The organism is Paenibacillus sp. NEAU-GSW1 (genome assembly GCF_009737085.1).
In the GTDB taxonomy this organism is placed as follows: domain Bacteria; phylum Bacillota; class Bacilli; order Paenibacillales; family Paenibacillaceae; genus Pristimantibacillus.
The window spans coordinates 23,587-39,011 of sequence record NZ_WOVL01000024.1 but is presented as its reverse complement, the minus strand read 5'-3'; the positions used below and the strand labels follow the sequence as shown (position 1 = coordinate 39,011).

General features: G+C 52.6%; 16 protein-coding genes. 10 read left to right on the top strand and 6 right to left on the bottom strand.

Features of this window, described 5'->3' with window-relative positions; genetic code table 11:
* Window positions 1-114 precede the first annotated feature (114 nt).
* Entirely contained in the window at window positions 115-477 is a 363-nt protein-coding gene (locus GOM71_RS17755) for a c-type cytochrome (protein ID WP_156283459.1), read from the bottom strand.
* 103 nt (window positions 478-580) lie between these two features.
* Between GOM71_RS17755 and GOM71_RS17750 the strand changes: the two genes are divergently transcribed.
* The 4 genes from GOM71_RS17750 to GOM71_RS17735 are packed head-to-tail and all read left to right on the top strand — an operon-like array spanning window position 581 to window position 4,272.
* Window positions 581-1,456 carry a helix-turn-helix transcriptional regulator gene (locus tag GOM71_RS17750; protein ID WP_173275766.1) on the top strand — a complete coding sequence of 292 codons (876 nt, stop codon included), beginning with the start codon at window positions 581-583 and terminating at the stop codon, window positions 1,454-1,456.
* The gene (gene mutY, locus GOM71_RS17745) at window positions 1,457-2,680 is read left to right on the top strand and encodes an A/G-specific adenine glycosylase (protein ID WP_156283455.1); all 1,224 of its coding nucleotides are present in this window, start codon (window positions 1,457-1,459) and stop codon (window positions 2,678-2,680) included.
* 2 nt (window positions 2,681-2,682) lie between these two features.
* Window positions 2,683-3,315: a bifunctional 4-hydroxy-2-oxoglutarate aldolase/2-dehydro-3-deoxy-phosphogluconate aldolase gene (locus tag GOM71_RS17740; protein ID WP_156283453.1), complete on the top strand. Its 633-nt coding sequence runs from the start codon at window positions 2,683-2,685 to the stop codon at window positions 3,313-3,315.
* 18 nt (window positions 3,316-3,333) lie between these two features.
* Window positions 3,334-4,272, top strand: a complete 939-nt coding sequence (locus GOM71_RS17735) for an alpha/beta hydrolase (protein WP_173275763.1) — start codon at window positions 3,334-3,336, stop codon at window positions 4,270-4,272.
* Between the two features lie 254 nt (window positions 4,273-4,526).
* Here the strand turns inward: GOM71_RS17735 and manA are convergent, their stop codons facing one another.
* Both manA and GOM71_RS17725 read right to left on the bottom strand, forming a co-directional pair.
* Entirely contained in the window at window positions 4,527-5,471 is a 945-nt protein-coding gene (gene manA / locus GOM71_RS17730; RefSeq protein WP_156283530.1) for a mannose-6-phosphate isomerase, class I, read from the bottom strand.
* Window positions 5,472-5,488: 17 nt separating this feature from the next.
* Complete coding sequence (locus GOM71_RS17725; protein ID WP_367649682.1) at window positions 5,489-6,406, bottom strand: ROK family protein; 918 nt, start codon at window positions 6,404-6,406, stop codon at window positions 5,489-5,491.
* A 103-nt stretch (window positions 6,407-6,509) separates the two neighbouring features.
* Between GOM71_RS17725 and GOM71_RS17720 the strand changes: the two genes are divergently transcribed.
* Window positions 6,510-7,547 (top strand): LacI family DNA-binding transcriptional regulator, encoded by a 1,038-nt coding sequence (locus GOM71_RS17720; RefSeq protein ID WP_253944901.1) that lies wholly within the window; start codon window positions 6,510-6,512, stop codon window positions 7,545-7,547.
* A 122-nt stretch (window positions 7,548-7,669) separates the two neighbouring features.
* On the opposite strand, the gene GOM71_RS24485 is transcribed toward GOM71_RS17720, so the two are convergent.
* Entirely contained in the window at window positions 7,670-8,098 is a 429-nt protein-coding gene (locus tag GOM71_RS24485; protein WP_156283447.1) for a WGxxGxxG family protein, read from the bottom strand.
* A gap of 19 nt (window positions 8,099-8,117) precedes the next feature.
* The gene (locus GOM71_RS17710; protein ID WP_367649681.1) at window positions 8,118-8,375 is read right to left on the bottom strand and encodes a hypothetical protein; all 258 of its coding nucleotides are present in this window, start codon (window positions 8,373-8,375) and stop codon (window positions 8,118-8,120) included.
* 280 nt (window positions 8,376-8,655) lie between these two features.
* On the opposite strand from GOM71_RS17710, the gene GOM71_RS17705 reads away from it, so the two are divergent.
* Complete coding sequence (locus tag GOM71_RS17705) at window positions 8,656-9,819, top strand: transglutaminase domain-containing protein (protein ID WP_156283443.1); 1,164 nt, start codon at window positions 8,656-8,658, stop codon at window positions 9,817-9,819.
* A 108-nt stretch (window positions 9,820-9,927) separates the two neighbouring features.
* Here the strand turns inward: GOM71_RS17705 and GOM71_RS17700 are convergent, their stop codons facing one another.
* The gene (locus tag GOM71_RS17700; protein WP_156283441.1) at window positions 9,928-11,079 is read right to left on the bottom strand and encodes a virulence factor; all 1,152 of its coding nucleotides are present in this window, start codon (window positions 11,077-11,079) and stop codon (window positions 9,928-9,930) included.
* A 275-nt stretch (window positions 11,080-11,354) separates the two neighbouring features.
* On the opposite strand from GOM71_RS17700, the gene GOM71_RS17695 reads away from it, so the two are divergent.
* The 4 genes from GOM71_RS17695 (at window position 11,355) to GOM71_RS17680 (ending at window position 15,423) form a co-directional block, all read left to right on the top strand.
* Complete coding sequence (locus GOM71_RS17695; RefSeq protein ID WP_156283528.1) at window positions 11,355-12,290, top strand: MBL fold metallo-hydrolase; 936 nt, start codon at window positions 11,355-11,357, stop codon at window positions 12,288-12,290.
* A gap of 111 nt (window positions 12,291-12,401) precedes the next feature.
* Entirely contained in the window at window positions 12,402-13,466 is a 1,065-nt protein-coding gene (locus GOM71_RS17690) for a Gfo/Idh/MocA family protein (protein WP_156283439.1), read from the top strand.
* A 270-nt stretch (window positions 13,467-13,736) separates the two neighbouring features.
* Window positions 13,737-14,870: an FAD-binding oxidoreductase gene (locus GOM71_RS17685; protein ID WP_367649680.1), complete on the top strand. Its 1,134-nt coding sequence runs from the start codon at window positions 13,737-13,739 to the stop codon at window positions 14,868-14,870.
* Window positions 14,871-14,901: 31 nt separating this feature from the next.
* Complete coding sequence (locus tag GOM71_RS17680) at window positions 14,902-15,423, top strand: YfiT family bacillithiol transferase (protein WP_156283437.1); 522 nt, start codon at window positions 14,902-14,904, stop codon at window positions 15,421-15,423.
* The last annotated feature ends 2 nt before the right edge of the window (window positions 15,424-15,425 follow it).

Here is a 15,425-nt window from a genome sequence, read left to right as displayed (position 1 = left end):
AACGGATTCGTTATCCGAAACCATTACAGTTACAGGCCGTATTGGAGGAAGGCATCGGACAGTGAATGGAGGAAATTGGACTTGGAATTGGGGATGGCGTATTGCTGGGGAGGTTTACTTTTTCCCGGCGAGCCATGCGGCAAGTCCGGCAATTTGTTCGTCTGTTAGCTGATCCTTGAATCCTGGCATCGTCCCCCCGTCGCCTTGTTCAATTTGCGCAACGATATCTTGCTCCGACATTCTGGAGCCGACTTGCTGCAAATTGGTGCCGGGACCGATTCTGCCTTGAAGCTCGGAGCCGTGGCAGCTGACGCAATTCGATTTATAAACGGCAGCCGTGCTTTCCGGCGCGTCCATATGGTTCTCTTTCGAGGCGCCGCCGTTATCGCTTGTCGCTCCGCAGCCTGTCAGCATGACTGCAAGCGCGACTAGTGCGACAAATGCGGCAAAGCTTGTAAGCGAACGAGAGATTGTCATAGCCTATCACCTTTTCCATATGAATTTTCAAGCTTGATCCGATATAATTAATAATAGTTTATATTACGAGCGTATGACCCGCACGCATTTGACAGGAGAAGTAATGAAACTAATAAACGAACGTATTGTACAACATCAATTCATTCAATATCAAGCTGAAGTCATTATGGCGGCTCGATCCGTACTGGCGTCGCCTTGGTCGGAGAGCCGGACGGATCATGATTTTTATCGATTAGTGTACATTGCAGCAGGCAAGGCGTTGTTTACGATTGACGGTCAGCCGGTATTGCTGGAGCCGGGCAAGCTGTATCTGCTTACTCCAGGCTCGGAACAAACGATCGCCGTTGTCGGCGATGAGATGCTTGTTGCTTATTGGAGCCATTTTCGCCTGATGAGCCAGGAGCGGCCGCCTGCCTATAAAATTCAGCTGCCGCTTTATGTCGAGGTGCTTAAGGAGCGTCCGGTAATCGGCTTGTTTCAAAAAATGATCGAAGCCCAGTCAACTCCCGGCTTGACTAAAGGATTGCGCATGCAAGCGGCACTGCTGGAGCTGCTGGCTCATTTTTTTGATGAAAGCGCTTCTAGCAAGACTCTCATTCCAGATTCGCCTGAGATGGATAAATGGCATGACGTGCTTCTTTATATCGATCTAAATTTGCATCGAAACATTCAGATTGAGGAATTGGCTAAGGTTGCTTATCTTCACCCGAACTATTTTATAACGGCTTTTAAAGTGCTCATGGGCTGCGCGCCGATCCAATATGTTACCGAGCAAAGGCTGGAAGCGGCGAAAAAGTGGCTGGCGGAAACGACGCTTCCGATTGCGGAGGTTGCCGCAAGCGTCGGCATGCTGAGCCATTATCTGTCGAGGCTGTTCAAACGGAAGACAGGAATTACGCCAATGCAGTATCGCCGTCTTATGCAGGAGAGGGCATCCGCTCTCAAGCAAGTGACGGATGCCGAGAAGGAGTGCGAGTAAATGTTGAAAACTGAAGCGGAGCGGCATTTTAGCCGAGAGCTGCTGAATTGGTATCGAGCGAATAAAAGGACGCTGCCTTGGCGGGCTAACCGCGACCCTTACCGAGTATGGGTGTCGGAAATTATGCTGCAGCAGACGAGAGTAGATACGGTTATTCCGTATTACGAGCGGTTTATGGATCGTTTTCCAACGATCAAGGCGCTCGCCGGGGCGCCGGAGGAAGACGTACTGAAATGCTGGGAAGGGCTTGGCTACTATTCGCGAGCCCGTAATTTGCAGGCCGGAGCCCGCATGGTTATGGAACTTTACGGCGGCACGGTGCCGGATGATAAAACGGCGGTCGCCGGGTTGAAAGGCGTAGGGCCGTACACGAGCGGCGCGATTATGAGCATCGCCTTTAATCGTCCCGAGCCTGCGGTTGACGGCAATGTGATGCGCGTTCTATCGCGCTACTTCTGTTTGGAGGATGATATCGCGAAGCCGGCAACGCGGGTACGCATTGAGAAGCTGGCGGCATCGCTCATTCCTGAAGGCGCGGCAGGCGATTTCAATCAAGGGCTGATGGAGCTTGGTGCGCTTGTCTGTACGCCGAAGTCGCCAAGCTGTCTGCCTTGCCCGGTAATGGAGCACTGCGCGGGACGAATGGCCGGCAGAGAACAGGAGCTGCCGATCAAGACGAAGGCGAAGCCGCCTCGTCCTGAATTGCGAGTTGCCGCGATTGTTGCCGGTACAGGCGCGAACACAGGCAAAGTGCTCGTCCGCCAGCGCCCGGAGAAGGGTTTGCTCGCGCAAATGTGGGAGCTGCCGCATGTGCTGCTGACGAAGGAACAGGAGCCTATGCTAGCGGCTGGCGAAAGCGGTGCAAAAGAACAGGAAGCAATGGGCGAACTGCTGACGAAAGCGGTCGAGGCGGACGCCGGACTGCTCATTCGTCCGCGTCGCTGGTTCATGGACGCTGAGCATGTGTTCAGCCATATCCATTGGACGATGCGGTTTTATTTGGCCGATCTTGGCGCTGCGGGGGAAGAAGCGAAAGCTGGTGTAAAGTCGGACATTGCGGCTGAATCGGCCGCCGCGTATGAAACGCTGCCGCCAGGAGCGAGTGCGGTTCGTTCGCCTTATCGATGGATTGGGCCGGAGGATATGGAGACGCTGGCGTTTCCGAATTTATTTTTGCGCATATTGCGTGAGTATTGGGATTCAATAGAAGAGGGCGAGGAATAGCGATGAGCACAATGCTGGAGCAGCTGCTTGAGCATAAAATTGTAGCGATACTGCGAGGAATCGAGGATCGTCATGCAGATGCGGCAGGACAAGCATTAATCGACGGCGGTATCCGCCTGATGGAAATTACGATGAATACGCCTGGAGCGGCCGTTATGATCGAGAGATGGCGTTCCAATTTTGACGGAAAAGCTTGGGTAGGCGCCGGAACGGTGCTTGACTTGGATATGGCGAAGACGGCAGCGGATGCAGGCGCGCAGTTTCTTATTTCGCCAAACCTGGATGAAGCGGTTATTGCTTACGGCCGGGAACGGGGATTATCCGTATGGCCGGGCGTTATGACGCCGACGGAAATTGTAAAGGCGTGGAAAGCAGGCGCGGACGCGGTGAAAATTTTCCCGATGGGCACTTTAGGCACGAAATACTTGGCGGAAATACGCGGGCCGCTTGATCAGATTCCGATGATTGCGACGGGCGGCGTCGATTTGCACAATATTGCCGAATACTTTAAGTCCGGGGCGAATGCAGTAGGCATGGGCGGCAAGCTGGTCAACCTGGAATGGATTCGGGAGGGCCGTCATGAGCAAGTAACGGAGCGAGCGAAGCAATTTGTCGAGGCGGTAAGAGCATTGTAAGCCAAAGGAGGCGTTATGATGGTTGGAGCAGCTGCAATTGGAGCAGTGTCTGCATTCGTAATAATCGGCGCTGCGGCGGCAGGCGTATGGAAAATTGGAGCGCTCAGCCAACGCCCGAGCAGAAAAGAAGTTAAGGCAGTAGACGACGCAACTGTGCACGTCGAGAATGTCCAATTTACGAGCGGGGGCTCGGAGCTGTTTGGCTGGTTTATGTATAAACCGGAGGCCCGCTCGGTTGAAACCGGCAGCTTGCCGACTGTCGTCATTGCTCACGGATGGAGTTCAAATCGGTATCGAGTGCTTCGTTATGCCAAGCCATTATATGAAGCCGGTTATGCCGTATTCCTTTATGATGCGCGGAGTCATGGGGAAAGCGAAGGTATAAATGCGCCGTCCGCATTTATGTTTCGCGATGATGTGCTTGCCGCCGTTGCGAAGGTGAAGAGCATGCCGCAAACGGATAAGGAGCGTATTGTTGTGCTCGGACATTCGTTTGGCGGCTTCGGCACGTTGCTGGCGCTTGCCAAAGGACTAAAGGTCCGTGCCGTTGTAACGGATTCGATGCCTGTGAAATTCGATACGATGATGCGTTCGCAATTAAAAATAAAGAAGCTGCCTTATTTTCCGCTTGGCTACCTCATTCCTTTTATTTGGCTTCTGAGGGCCGGCATCTCACGCGCCGAATATCGGGCGGCCAGCATTCCGAAGTTATTAAAGCAATACGCGAAAAGGCCGGACGATGAGGGAGGAGCTGGCGCTGGCAAAACGCCGGTCTATATGGTGCACTCGCTCGGAGACGATTTTATCCCAGTATCGGATTTGCAAGAACTGAAGAAACAGCTTCCGTCCGGAACGATGGAGACGCTGTTTGTCGATTCTAGCGGCCACAGCGCTTCCGAGAAAGATCCGCAGTTCTGGCAGCATGTGCTTCCTTTTATCAATAAACATATGAAATGACCCTATGAAAACAAAGTTGCCTGCGGCAAATGCCGCAGGCGCAAGAGAGTTTATATAATAAAGGGGGGTCATAGGTTTATTATAGAAGGCCAAGATGAAGCGAAGCTGAGTGGAATATTACAGTTGTATTACAAAAAGTGGAGCGTTTTCAATCATTAAATCTCGTTTGAAAGTTGAAAAGTTGAAAAGTTGAAAATTAAAACGCCCGGATCGTCCCCGCAGGGAAGATTCGGGCGTTTGTTTTGTTTGCGAGGCTACTCGCGCGAAGTAATGAGCATAAGCTCGCCATCCAGCTCGTATGGCCCGAAGCCAACCGGAAGAATGAGATGATCGCCTTTGTTCAGCGAATATTCGCTGTCTGGGGTGCGGAGCTTGCCGCTGCCGTTAATGACGCTTGCGAGCGTGTATTGGTCATGTGCAGGCATGCCGGTTTTACCGGATACGTCCCATTTTTCAACGCTAAAGAAGGAGTTGGATACGAATGTCGTAACAGCAGTTCCTTCATGTGTCTTCGTCTGGTAAGCTGCAGGCGTGTATGCCTGCGGGATGGTTGTCACATCGATCGCTTTCTCCAGATGAAGCTCGCGCAAATGACCGTTTTTGTCCCGGCGGTCATAATCGTATACCCGGTAAGTCGTGTCGGAGCTTTGCTGCGTCTCCAGCACAACGATGCCTTTGCCGAGAGCGTGGATCGTGCCGCTTGGCACATAGAAGAAGTCGCCCGGTTTTACAGGTACCTTCGTAAGCAGCTCATCCCATTGGCCGTTCTGAATCCGCTGCTCCAGCTCTTCCTTAGAAGAAGCCTCATGACCGTAAATAATTGCGGCACCGGGCTCCGCGTCAACAATATACCAACACTCCGTCTTGCCGAGCTCGCCGTTCTCGTGCTTGCCGGCATACGCATCATCCGGATGCACTTGCACCGATAAATCGTCGGAGGCATCAAGCAGTTTGATGAGCAAAGGGAACACCGGCGAGTTGGAACGGAACAGCTCAGGATGCGCCGTCCAAAGCGTGCCAAGCGGCATGCCTTGATAAGGCCCGTCTTTGACGATGCTTTGGCCGTTTGGATGTGCCGATACAGCCCAGCACTCGCCAGTACGCTCATTTGGAATGGAATATCCGAAAAGCTCCTTGAGCTTGGTTCCGCCCCAAATTCGTTCTTGAAAAACCGGTTGCAAATAAATTGGTTGATTCATCATGTAACACTCCTCTTCTAATACTTCGTATGAATAAGTGCGGCTGCGCCGATTAAGCCGGCTTCTTGTTGAAGCGCAGCAGGAACAACAGGCGTATTCCGCCCGGAAGGATTCAGCGCATTGCGCTTGATATATGCGCCAACGGCTTCGAATAAAGGCTCTCCTACCTGGGAGACGCCGCCCCCGATAACAAGCAGCTCAGGATCGAAAGTGTTAATTAGCGTTGCACAACCGACGCCAATGTTGCCGAACACGCGATCGACGAGCTGTTTCATTTCGGTATTCTGACCGGATAGGGCAAGCTCGAAAACCTCTTTGGATGTAACCGGACGCTGTAACAGCGAGCTGGCTTCTCTAGCAATCGCCGTACCTGAGGCGATATGTTCGAAGCACCCGCGTTGTCCGCACGGACAGTCGCCGCCGGATGGATCAACGACCATATGCCCGATATCACCAGCATTTCCGGTCGCGCCGGTAATGAGTCTTCCGTGGCTGTAAATTCCCGCTCCGATGCCGGTACTGATCGTGATGTATACGAAGTGGTCCGCCGACTTGGCCGCTCCCATCCATTTTTCCGCCAAGGCTGCGGCAGTCGCGTCGTTCTCCAGTACAATCGGCACCTGAAAATGGCGCTTAAACGATTCTACGACAGGGAAGTTCCACCAACTGCGAAGATTGGGAGGCTCGGCGATTTGCCCAAGCTTCGTGTTCAGAGGGCCGGGTGCGCCCAGGCCGATTCCTTGAAGGTCAGTCTGCTGCAGACTGCTCTCAGAAAGCAGGCGATGGGCTGCTTCCGCTATTTTGTCAACCATATCAGACGGCGCAAGCGACAGATCTGTAGTAAGTGATGCTTTGGACAACACTTGCCCGTCTGATGTGACGAGGCCAAGAGCTGTTTTTGTGCCGCCGATATCGATTCCGACTGCATATTTCACTAGCCGTTCCCTCCTGTTCCTTCATACCGCTTCACTTGACAAACTTGACAAAATAATAATAAGTAAAGTAAAGTTGGGTTTAGTTTATCATGTTTCGAAGGGATTGAAAAGAACAATGGGCAGCAAAAAGAAAGTGTCGATGCAGAATATTGCAGACCATTTACATATTTCGAAAAATGCCGTATCGCTTGCCTTGCAAGATAAGAAAGGCGTCAGCGATGAAATGCGATACCGGATTTTGCAGACAGCCAAGGAGCTCGGTTATGGCCAATATGCGGATAAGACGGCGTCAAGCGGGAATGTGCTCGTGCTGGTGCCTGAGCGAATTATGAGCTATCAGGATAACGATCATTTCCGCTTCTACCATGATATGATCTGGGGACTGGAGAGGAGCGTTCGAAAAAGAGGGCTAAACGCCGTTATTGCGCCGATAGATCAGGAAATGGAAGCCTCGCTTCAGCTGCCGAGACATTGTGCCGAGCTTTCCTATGAAGGCATTATTTTGTTCGGGATTGTGGTGAAAAATTATGCAAGGCTTGTCTGGGAGCTGGATGCGCCGCTCGTTATGCTGGACTCGTACCATCGCGAGCTGCCTTGTCCGGTTGTCGCTTCAGCGAACACGGAAGGGGCCTGCGAGGCAGTTAAAACTCTTATTCAATCTGGACATCGCAGCATCGGATTTATCGGCCCTGCCAACTTGACGACCAGCCATGAAGAGCGCTGGCTTGGCTATTGGAGCGCATTACAGGAGCACAGGCTTCAATTAGATATGAAATGCGTATTGACGTATTCCGGAGGCTTTCACGATACAGAGCGGGAAATTGATGAGTTTTTGAACCGGTTGGAAGAATGGCCAAGCGCGTTTTTTTGCGGGAACGATCGAATCGCCTTTCTGCTTGCCAAACAGCTGCGTAGGCGGCAGCTGAAGGTGCCGGAGGATATCTCGATCATTGGCTTTGACGATCTTCAATATGAGGAAGAAAGCGGCCTCGGCATGACGACGATGCGCGTGGAGAAAGAGCGAATGTCCGAAGCTGCGGCTGAACTGCTGCTTTCCTTGAAGGGGAATCGTAATCGGGAGATGCTGCGTTTGTATATTCCGCCTACGCTTGTTGTTCGCAGCTCGGTTTTTCAAAGGTAGTAAGATCCGCTGCAACCTGAAATTCAAAGTTTAAAGATTTCGGAAAGATCATGTAGTTCCGTCAATGACACCGTTTAAAATCAGGCCGCTCTATCGAACGGCCTGACGAACGGCAAATAAAGTTAAGTTCTCTCTCGTCCGCGATTGCGGAGTCCGGCTAAACCGATTAATCCTAAAAGGCCGAGCCAGCCCCAATCCATATCATTATCGTCTGCGGCGGTCGTCCGGTAACGATTTGCCTTATCTGTCAAGCCGACAGAGCGATTATTGTAGCTTTGCGCTCCGTAACCGTCTCTTGTTGTGCGATCAGTGCCGGTGGGGAGAATGCCCATATTATTATTGGGAGCTCCTGCGCCTCTAAAGGTGCCATTATACGTGTTTCCGTTATAATAAGTGCCGTTGTTATACGTTCCTGTACCACGATATTGCGAATCTGCGAAAGGTGTCGGCTCCGTTCGGTTTGCAACGCCTTGGTTGGCATAGGCGGCAGACGATAATGAAAGCGACAGGCAAACGGCAGTTAGCAGCAAGCCAGCTTTTTTCTTGATCATTTGGTTTTTACCCCTTCTTTTATTGGAAATGGTTTTGTGTGCTAAAATGATTTTGCGGCTGATGCAACTGCTGCTGGTTAAAAGCAGTCATTGTAAACGTTTGGGCGGATTGCTCCAATTGCCTGCAAATATTGGTCACTTGTTGCAATTGCTGCATGGCCATTTGATGACCGTGCAAAGCAGTTTGTATAATATGAGCTGCTTTTTGCTCTTTTTGAGCAATATCCTCCAACGTTCTTGCGTTTTGCTGTTCCTGCTGCAGCAGCTGCTGATACATTTGCGTTGCTTGCTGAGTTTGCTGCATCATTTGCTGAGCGATTTGCTCGCATTGATGAATCTGACTTGAAAAGTTAGGCTGGTACATCCGTTCATCCTCCGAAGTTGCGAATTTTAGTACTTGGCTATTGTCTTCATTCTTTAATGCTCTTAGCCGGCAATATTAATGGTAATTGTTTTTTATTATTGGGCTTCTAGTTAGCATCTCGAATATTCGGTTAGAATAGAAATGAATAGAAAGCTTTTCCAATAGGGAGCAAGGTACGGAGAGGGAGGGCCTTATGCGCAAACATGCTGGCAAGCTGCTGGCTTTGACAGTCGTAGTCATCGCCGCGTTTAGTTTGGAGATAAAGCTCGACCTGTTCCCTGTTCTTGCGGAGTCGGGCCAAAGCTCGACAATGGAACAGCTGGAGCAGGAAATGTCGAAGCATTTTTTAGAGCGAGCTGAACATTTCACGATTCAGTATGATGGCAATAAGCAGGAGCTTGCGGACAATTTGCAGACGTCGATTCGCCGATCATTGGCCAAAGACGATTATATTGCTTATGTATTGGATTCTTACTTGTATACGATTCGCAGCTGGGGCGGAAGGTCGTCGATCAAAATCGAAGCAAGGTACCGGGAGACGCAAGAGCAGACGGCTAAAGTGGAGGAAACTGTCAGGCAAGCACTGGCGGACATTATTACCCCGGCAATGAACGATCATCAAAAAGTAAAAGCGATTCACGATTGGATTGTGGGCCGCCTTGAATATGACCAGTCGCTTACCCGTTACACCGCTTACGAAGCTTTGACGACAGGCCGAGCCGTTTGCCAAGGTTATTCATTGTTAGGTTATTCGATGCTGAAGCAAGCCGGCATTCCAGTGCGGATCGCGGAAGGGTCGGTCAAATCAGGCGATCATGCGTGGAACATGGTGCAGCTCGACGGCAACTGGTACCATCTGGATCTCACTTGGGATGATCCGATTATTGAAACCGCAAGCCAAAGCGAGGGCGGCAATGCATCATTTTCCGCGCTTCAGCCGATTCGGTACAGCTACTATTTAAAGACGGACGATGAATTGAGAGCCGATCATACCTGGGTGAAAACGTATCCTGCGGCAGATCGGAGCTATGCGGAAGAGTTGAAGATGCTCGGGAGCAGCGGCGGAGAACAGTCGCGAGAAGCGTTTGCTCAGTTGAAGGAAGAGCTTGGCCTTGGTTGGCTCGAAGCGGATCGTACTGTTGCTGATAAAAGAGAGCTTGCGCAATTTGTGCGCAAACAGCTGTCGCAGAAAAGCGGGGAGTTTGGCTTCCGATATGAAGGCGGTGACAGCTTGGCGGAGGATCTGAAGGAAGCATTCACTGCAGCCGGCGTAGCTGTTGGCTATTCGGCCACCTATGAGCCGTACGGCACCGACGGCTCGATACTCGTAAAGGTCGAACTGAGCTATAGCCGCTAAATTTGATAAAAGCACCGTCCTATTATCCAGATGGAGATAGGACGGTGCTTTTTGTATGCGAGCGAGACGGGGGCAAACAAGGCTGTAATCGGCCTTGTTTCGTCAGCGCTATTGCTGCTCGCGGGCGCGGGCTGCGGTCATCTGCTGCCAGACCGAGCCGGCGGCTTCTTCGCCGCGCTCGATTCGCTCGAGCGCCATTTGCGCTTGCAGCTTGATCTCGAACTCGGCATCCTGCGCAGCGACGCGCAGCGCTTCGATCGCGCTTTCGTCGCCGATCTCATACAAGAAGCGGGCTGCGCGCCAGCGAACGAGCTTGTTCGAATCGCGCAGCGCCTCGATCATTGGGCCGATCGCAGCCGGATTGCCCCAATCGGAGAGCGTATCTCCGGCTGTGCGCCGGACAGCTGCAGACTTATCGCGCAGCGCCTGAATCATATAAGGCATCGCCTCAGGCGTATCGCGCAAATCGCCGAGATAGACGACGGCAAGCCTGCGGACGGACATATTGTCGTCGCCCAGCGCTTTCGCAAGCGAAGGCAGCAGCTCGGGCTCGGCGGAGCCGATCCGTTCAAGCGCGGCATATCGGGCTTGCCAATCCGGCGAGTCCAGCTGCTCCGCAAGCTCCTCCGGCGACAGCGGCGCCAGTCTGGCTGGCAGCGCAAGCTCGTCGCCAGGGCCAAGCGCCCGCGCTGCTTCGATCAAAGCGCCAAGCCGCTCATCCGTATAGGCCGCGTCGAGCTCCTTTACGATATCGGCGGCGATTTCCTCCAGCTCGCCGTAACGGACGCCGAGATCCTCCAGCTTCCGCTCGCGGATCATAGTCGCTCCGGCCGCATCGGATACGGCGGCGAAAAACTTCGGCGGCAGCGCGGATCGAACTTCGCGCTCGCCGGTTTTGACGCGCACCTGCATCGGGATGCCGCGGAACATTTGCACGAGTGCGTGCGCTTCGCCGTATCCTTCCGCAGAAGGGACCGCTTCCGCGTTCGCCTCGACGGAAGAGCCGCCGGACAGCAGCGCGCGAACGTCGGCGAGAATACGCGCCCAATCCGCATTCGCAATGCGGTCAAGAGCGATAAAATCGGCGGTGCGGAAAACGCTGCGCACCCCTTCAATGGCGAGGAGGCTGCGCAAAGGCTCAGGAGCGGACTCCGCTTCCTTTGTTGTATAGGATTGCTGCAAGCCTTTGGCAAGCGGCTCGTCAACATTTAACTTCATCGAATTTGGACTTGGTGTCGGTTCAATCGAAATCAGCTTCATATTCGCTGAATACCTCCGTTCCATTCAATAAGCGGTAATATACACTAATTAGTGTACATGAAATAACAGTTCGACGCGAGTTTATGCCATTTTTCACTCCAAACTTCCATTTGTTGCTTCCTCCCCGCATAGTTTGATATCTTAAAACAAGAGTCGTCGCACAACTTACTCGAAAAGCGAGGGATGCTGCATTGAGGCTTAAGAAATTCGAAAACGCGGAGCCGGTTAAACAGCAACAATCATTTAAGCAGTTTACCAGATGGCGTCAGGAACGGATGAGCAGGCTTAAAAATAAGGATTTTTCCTATAAGGTGCCGAATGTACAGCCGGATCTCGATTATTTGCATAACGGACAGAGCCATAAGCAGCCTTCGATTACATGGGTAGGGCATTCTACTTTTTTTATTCAATTGGACGGATTAAGCATCATGACAGACCCGGTGTGGGCTTCGCAAATGGCTTTTCAAAAAAGACTTGCGCCGCCGGGCATTCCGATAGCCGAAGTGCCGCCTGTCGACATCGTGCTAATCTCGCATTCGCACTATGACCATCTAAGCATCCAAACGCTTCGCCAATTAAAGGGTAAACGGCAGTTGCTTGTTCCTGCAGGTCTTAGCTCGAAGCTCCGGATGAAAGGCTTTGCCAACGTCCGCGAGCTTCATTGGTGGGAATCGGTTGAAATCGGCGGTGCCCGGTTTACGTTCGTTCCTTCCCAGCATTGGACCCGCCGCACGCCTTGGGATATGAACAGCTCCCATTGGGGAGGCTGGGTTATCGAGCCTAAGAAGCATACCGACGCGGCTGCATGGCAAGCAGAGTGTGGCGAAGCGACTTCGGGAAATACGTACAGACCTGTCGTCTCGCCGGCTCCGACGCTATATTTCGCCGGCGACAGCGGCTATTTCAAAGGATTTAGCGAAATCGGCAGCCGGTTCGACATTGATGTCGCCCTGATGCCGATCGGCGCTTATGAGCCGGAATGGTTCATGGGTCCTCAGCACGTCACGCCGGAGCAGGCGCTTCAAGCGTTCGAAGATACCGGGGCGAAGTGGTTTGTGCCGATGCATTACGGCGCATTCAAGCTGGCGGACGATACGCCGCGGGAGGCGTTGTGCCGTCTCGAAGCAGGACGCGTTGAGCGCGGCATCGAGTCGGAACGTATCGTCGTGCTGCCGCATGGCGAGACATGGAAGCTTTTCGGCCGATCCTAAAATGACAAAAGAGTACAACGGGACGCCAAATGCGAGAAATGACAGCTGCTCTAATGAGCGATATACTTAGCCTGACTTGTACACCTACTTGTAAGGAGGCATTCCGTACTAATGAGCAAATCGATTCGTCTTGGCATTATCGGCGCAGGCGCCATTGCCAATGTTCACCTAAATACGTTTGCAAAATTGGATAACGCTGAAATTGCGGCGGTTACCGACGCATACTTGCCGCTTGCGCAGCAGCGGGCGGAGGAGCACGGCATCGCCGTTGTTCATGAAAATCCGCAAGCGCTGCTGGAGGACGCGTCGCTTGACGCCGTCATCATCGCCGTGCCGAACCAATTCCATGCGCCGCTAGCGATCGAAGCATTGAAGCAAGGGAAGCATGTGCTGCTGGAAAAACCGATGGCGATTGACGCCGAAGCGTCTCGTACTATCGTTGAAGCTGTGGAACAATCCGGCAAAGTGCTGATGATGGCTCATCAAATGCGCTGGAGCGGACTAAGCCGCGCCATTAAAGCGCGTATCGACAATGGCGATCTGGGGCGCATCTATAATGTGAAGACGGGCTGGATGCGCAAAAAGGGCATTCCGGGTTGGGGCTCCTGGTTTACGCGCAGCGACCAATCCGGCGGCGGTCCGCTCATCGACATCGGCGTCCATATGCTGGACCTTTCGCTCTACTTGCTGGGCAATCCGAAGCCGATTTCCGTCTACGGCTCGACTTATGCCGAATTTGGCCCGAAAAAAGAAGGCATCGGCAACTGGGGAACGCCGAACTGGGAAGGCTACTACGATGTCGAGGATTTGGCCTCGGCGCTCATCAAGCTTGACAACGGCGCGACGCTGTCGCTTGACGTCAGCTGGGCGGCCCATTCCGCATCGGTTAGCGAGGATCCTTTTATCCATCTGATGGGTACGGACGGCGGCGTGTCGCTCGTTGGCGACAAAGGTTCGTTCGTTACGCATGCGGACAATGAAGTCGTGCAATCGGATGTAGAACCGCTTGAAGGCGATGAGGATCGCGTGCTGCTGAGCAAGCATTTCGTCGAATGCGTGCTGGAAGGCAAGCAGCCAATTGCGCCGGCTATTTCCGGTTATACGAACATGCGCATTCTTGATGCCATTTACGAATCGTCCCGTACTGGCAATGAAGTGAAGCTGAACTGGGACTAGCTGTTGGCTTTTTCGAGCTAAAGATAGAATTGCGTTAAGAGATGAAGCTCTCAATCAGGTATAAGATATCGACGATGCCTGTTGGGAGCTTTTTTGCCGCCGAAGGACGGCCACAGCAGGCGTTGCTGCTGCGGGGGTGGGCGGAATAACGGAACTTTGTTAACTTTGTTCCGCTATTCCGTGTCGAAGGTAGGGATTTGGCGAAATAACGGAACTTTGTTAAACTTTGTTCCGTTATTTTGCGGTACACGATGCGTATGTACGGAAACAGTGGGAGTTGAGAAGGCGTTGAAGCCGGGGATGAAAAAAACGGCGGCGCTGCTTCTGTTGGTGGCGCTAAGCATTTACAGCTTCGTCCGCACATCAGCCGTCGACCAGGACCCGTATCTGGTGACCGATTATAGCCGGCTGCATCCGGTCAAGGTGGAGCGGGTCGTCGCGGGGAAAGAAGAAGCGCAGCTCGTCAAGCTGCTGAAGGAAGCGAAGGACAAGGGGCTGACGGTGTCCATTGCCGGCCAGCGCCACAGCCAGGGCGGACACACTTACTACAAAGACGGCATTGTGGTCGATATGACCGCCTATAACCGCATTCTCAATTTGGATACGGAACGGAAGACGATTACGGTACAGTCCGGCGTGACCTGGGAGCAAATTCAAGATAAAGCCAACCGCTACGGCTTGGCGGTGAAGACGATGCAATCGCAAAATACGTTCACGGTAGGCGGTTCGATCAGCATTAACGCACACGGCCGGGATATTCGTAACGGCTCCATGATTAAAAGCGTGGAATCCTTTAGACTGCTTATGGCAGATGGACAAGTGAAAACAGTCAGCCGCGAGGAGAACGCCGAGCTGTTCCCGTTGGCGCTTGGCGGTTATGGGCTGTTTGGCATTATTTTGGACGTGACGCTGTCTTTGACGGATGACGAGCTATACAGCGTGACGACAGAAACGATGGCAACGGAGGACTATAAAGCCTATTTTCAGCAAAAAGTGGCCGCCGATCCGGGGATCCGCATGCATATCGCTCGTTTGTCCGTAGCCCCTGACAGCTACCTGACTGAAATGTTCGCGAAAAACTACGGCCTTGCAGAAGGAGAGGGATCACTGCAAGCGTATAACAAATTGTCTATGCGAGAACCATGGGTAGCGCCCGGCAAGCTGTTGTTCCAGTTGAATCGTTCGACGGATTGGGGAAAAACGATGATGTGGGATTTGCAGACGCGGTTTTTTACAGAACAATCCGGGGAGCTAATTACCCGAAACAATGCGATGCGCGCGGCGTGGAAGTTTCGCCTATCCGAGCGTAGAACAGTTTCAGCAGGCGTATCCAAACTACGAGCTGTTCCGGCAAAAGAAGGAGCTGTACGATCCGGACGGACTGTTTATGAACTACTTTTATGAAAACTATTTGCTAAAGACGGAGGAATGAGAGATGGAAGATTTGCGTTATCCGCTTGGAAAATTCGAAGCAGTTGCTAACCCTACATCGGAGCATCGGAAGCAATGGATTGAGGAAATCGCGCAAATGCCGGAAGTGCTGCGCAGCACGATAAAGGGGCTTACGGAGGAGCAATTGAATACGCCGTATCGTCCGGGCGGCTGGACCGTCCGGCAGGTTGTGCATCATCTAGCCGACAACGATATGAACGCGACGCTTCGTTTCAAGCGGGGCCTTACTGAGGATGCGCCGACGGCAAGCAGTTATCGGGAAAATCTGTGGGCGGAGCTGGCTGATTATAATATGCCGGTCGAGCATTCGCTGCATATGCTGGAAGGGCTGCGCGGAAGGTTAACGGCGTTATTTCGCAGCTTGAGCCTGTCGGAGCTCGACAAGACGGTCGTTAGTCCTTCATATGGAACAATGACTTTATATGAAGCGCTTCAGCGGTTTGCTTGGCACGGACGCCATCACATCGCGCAAATCACTTCGCTTAAAAAAAGGCAAGGGTGGTAATT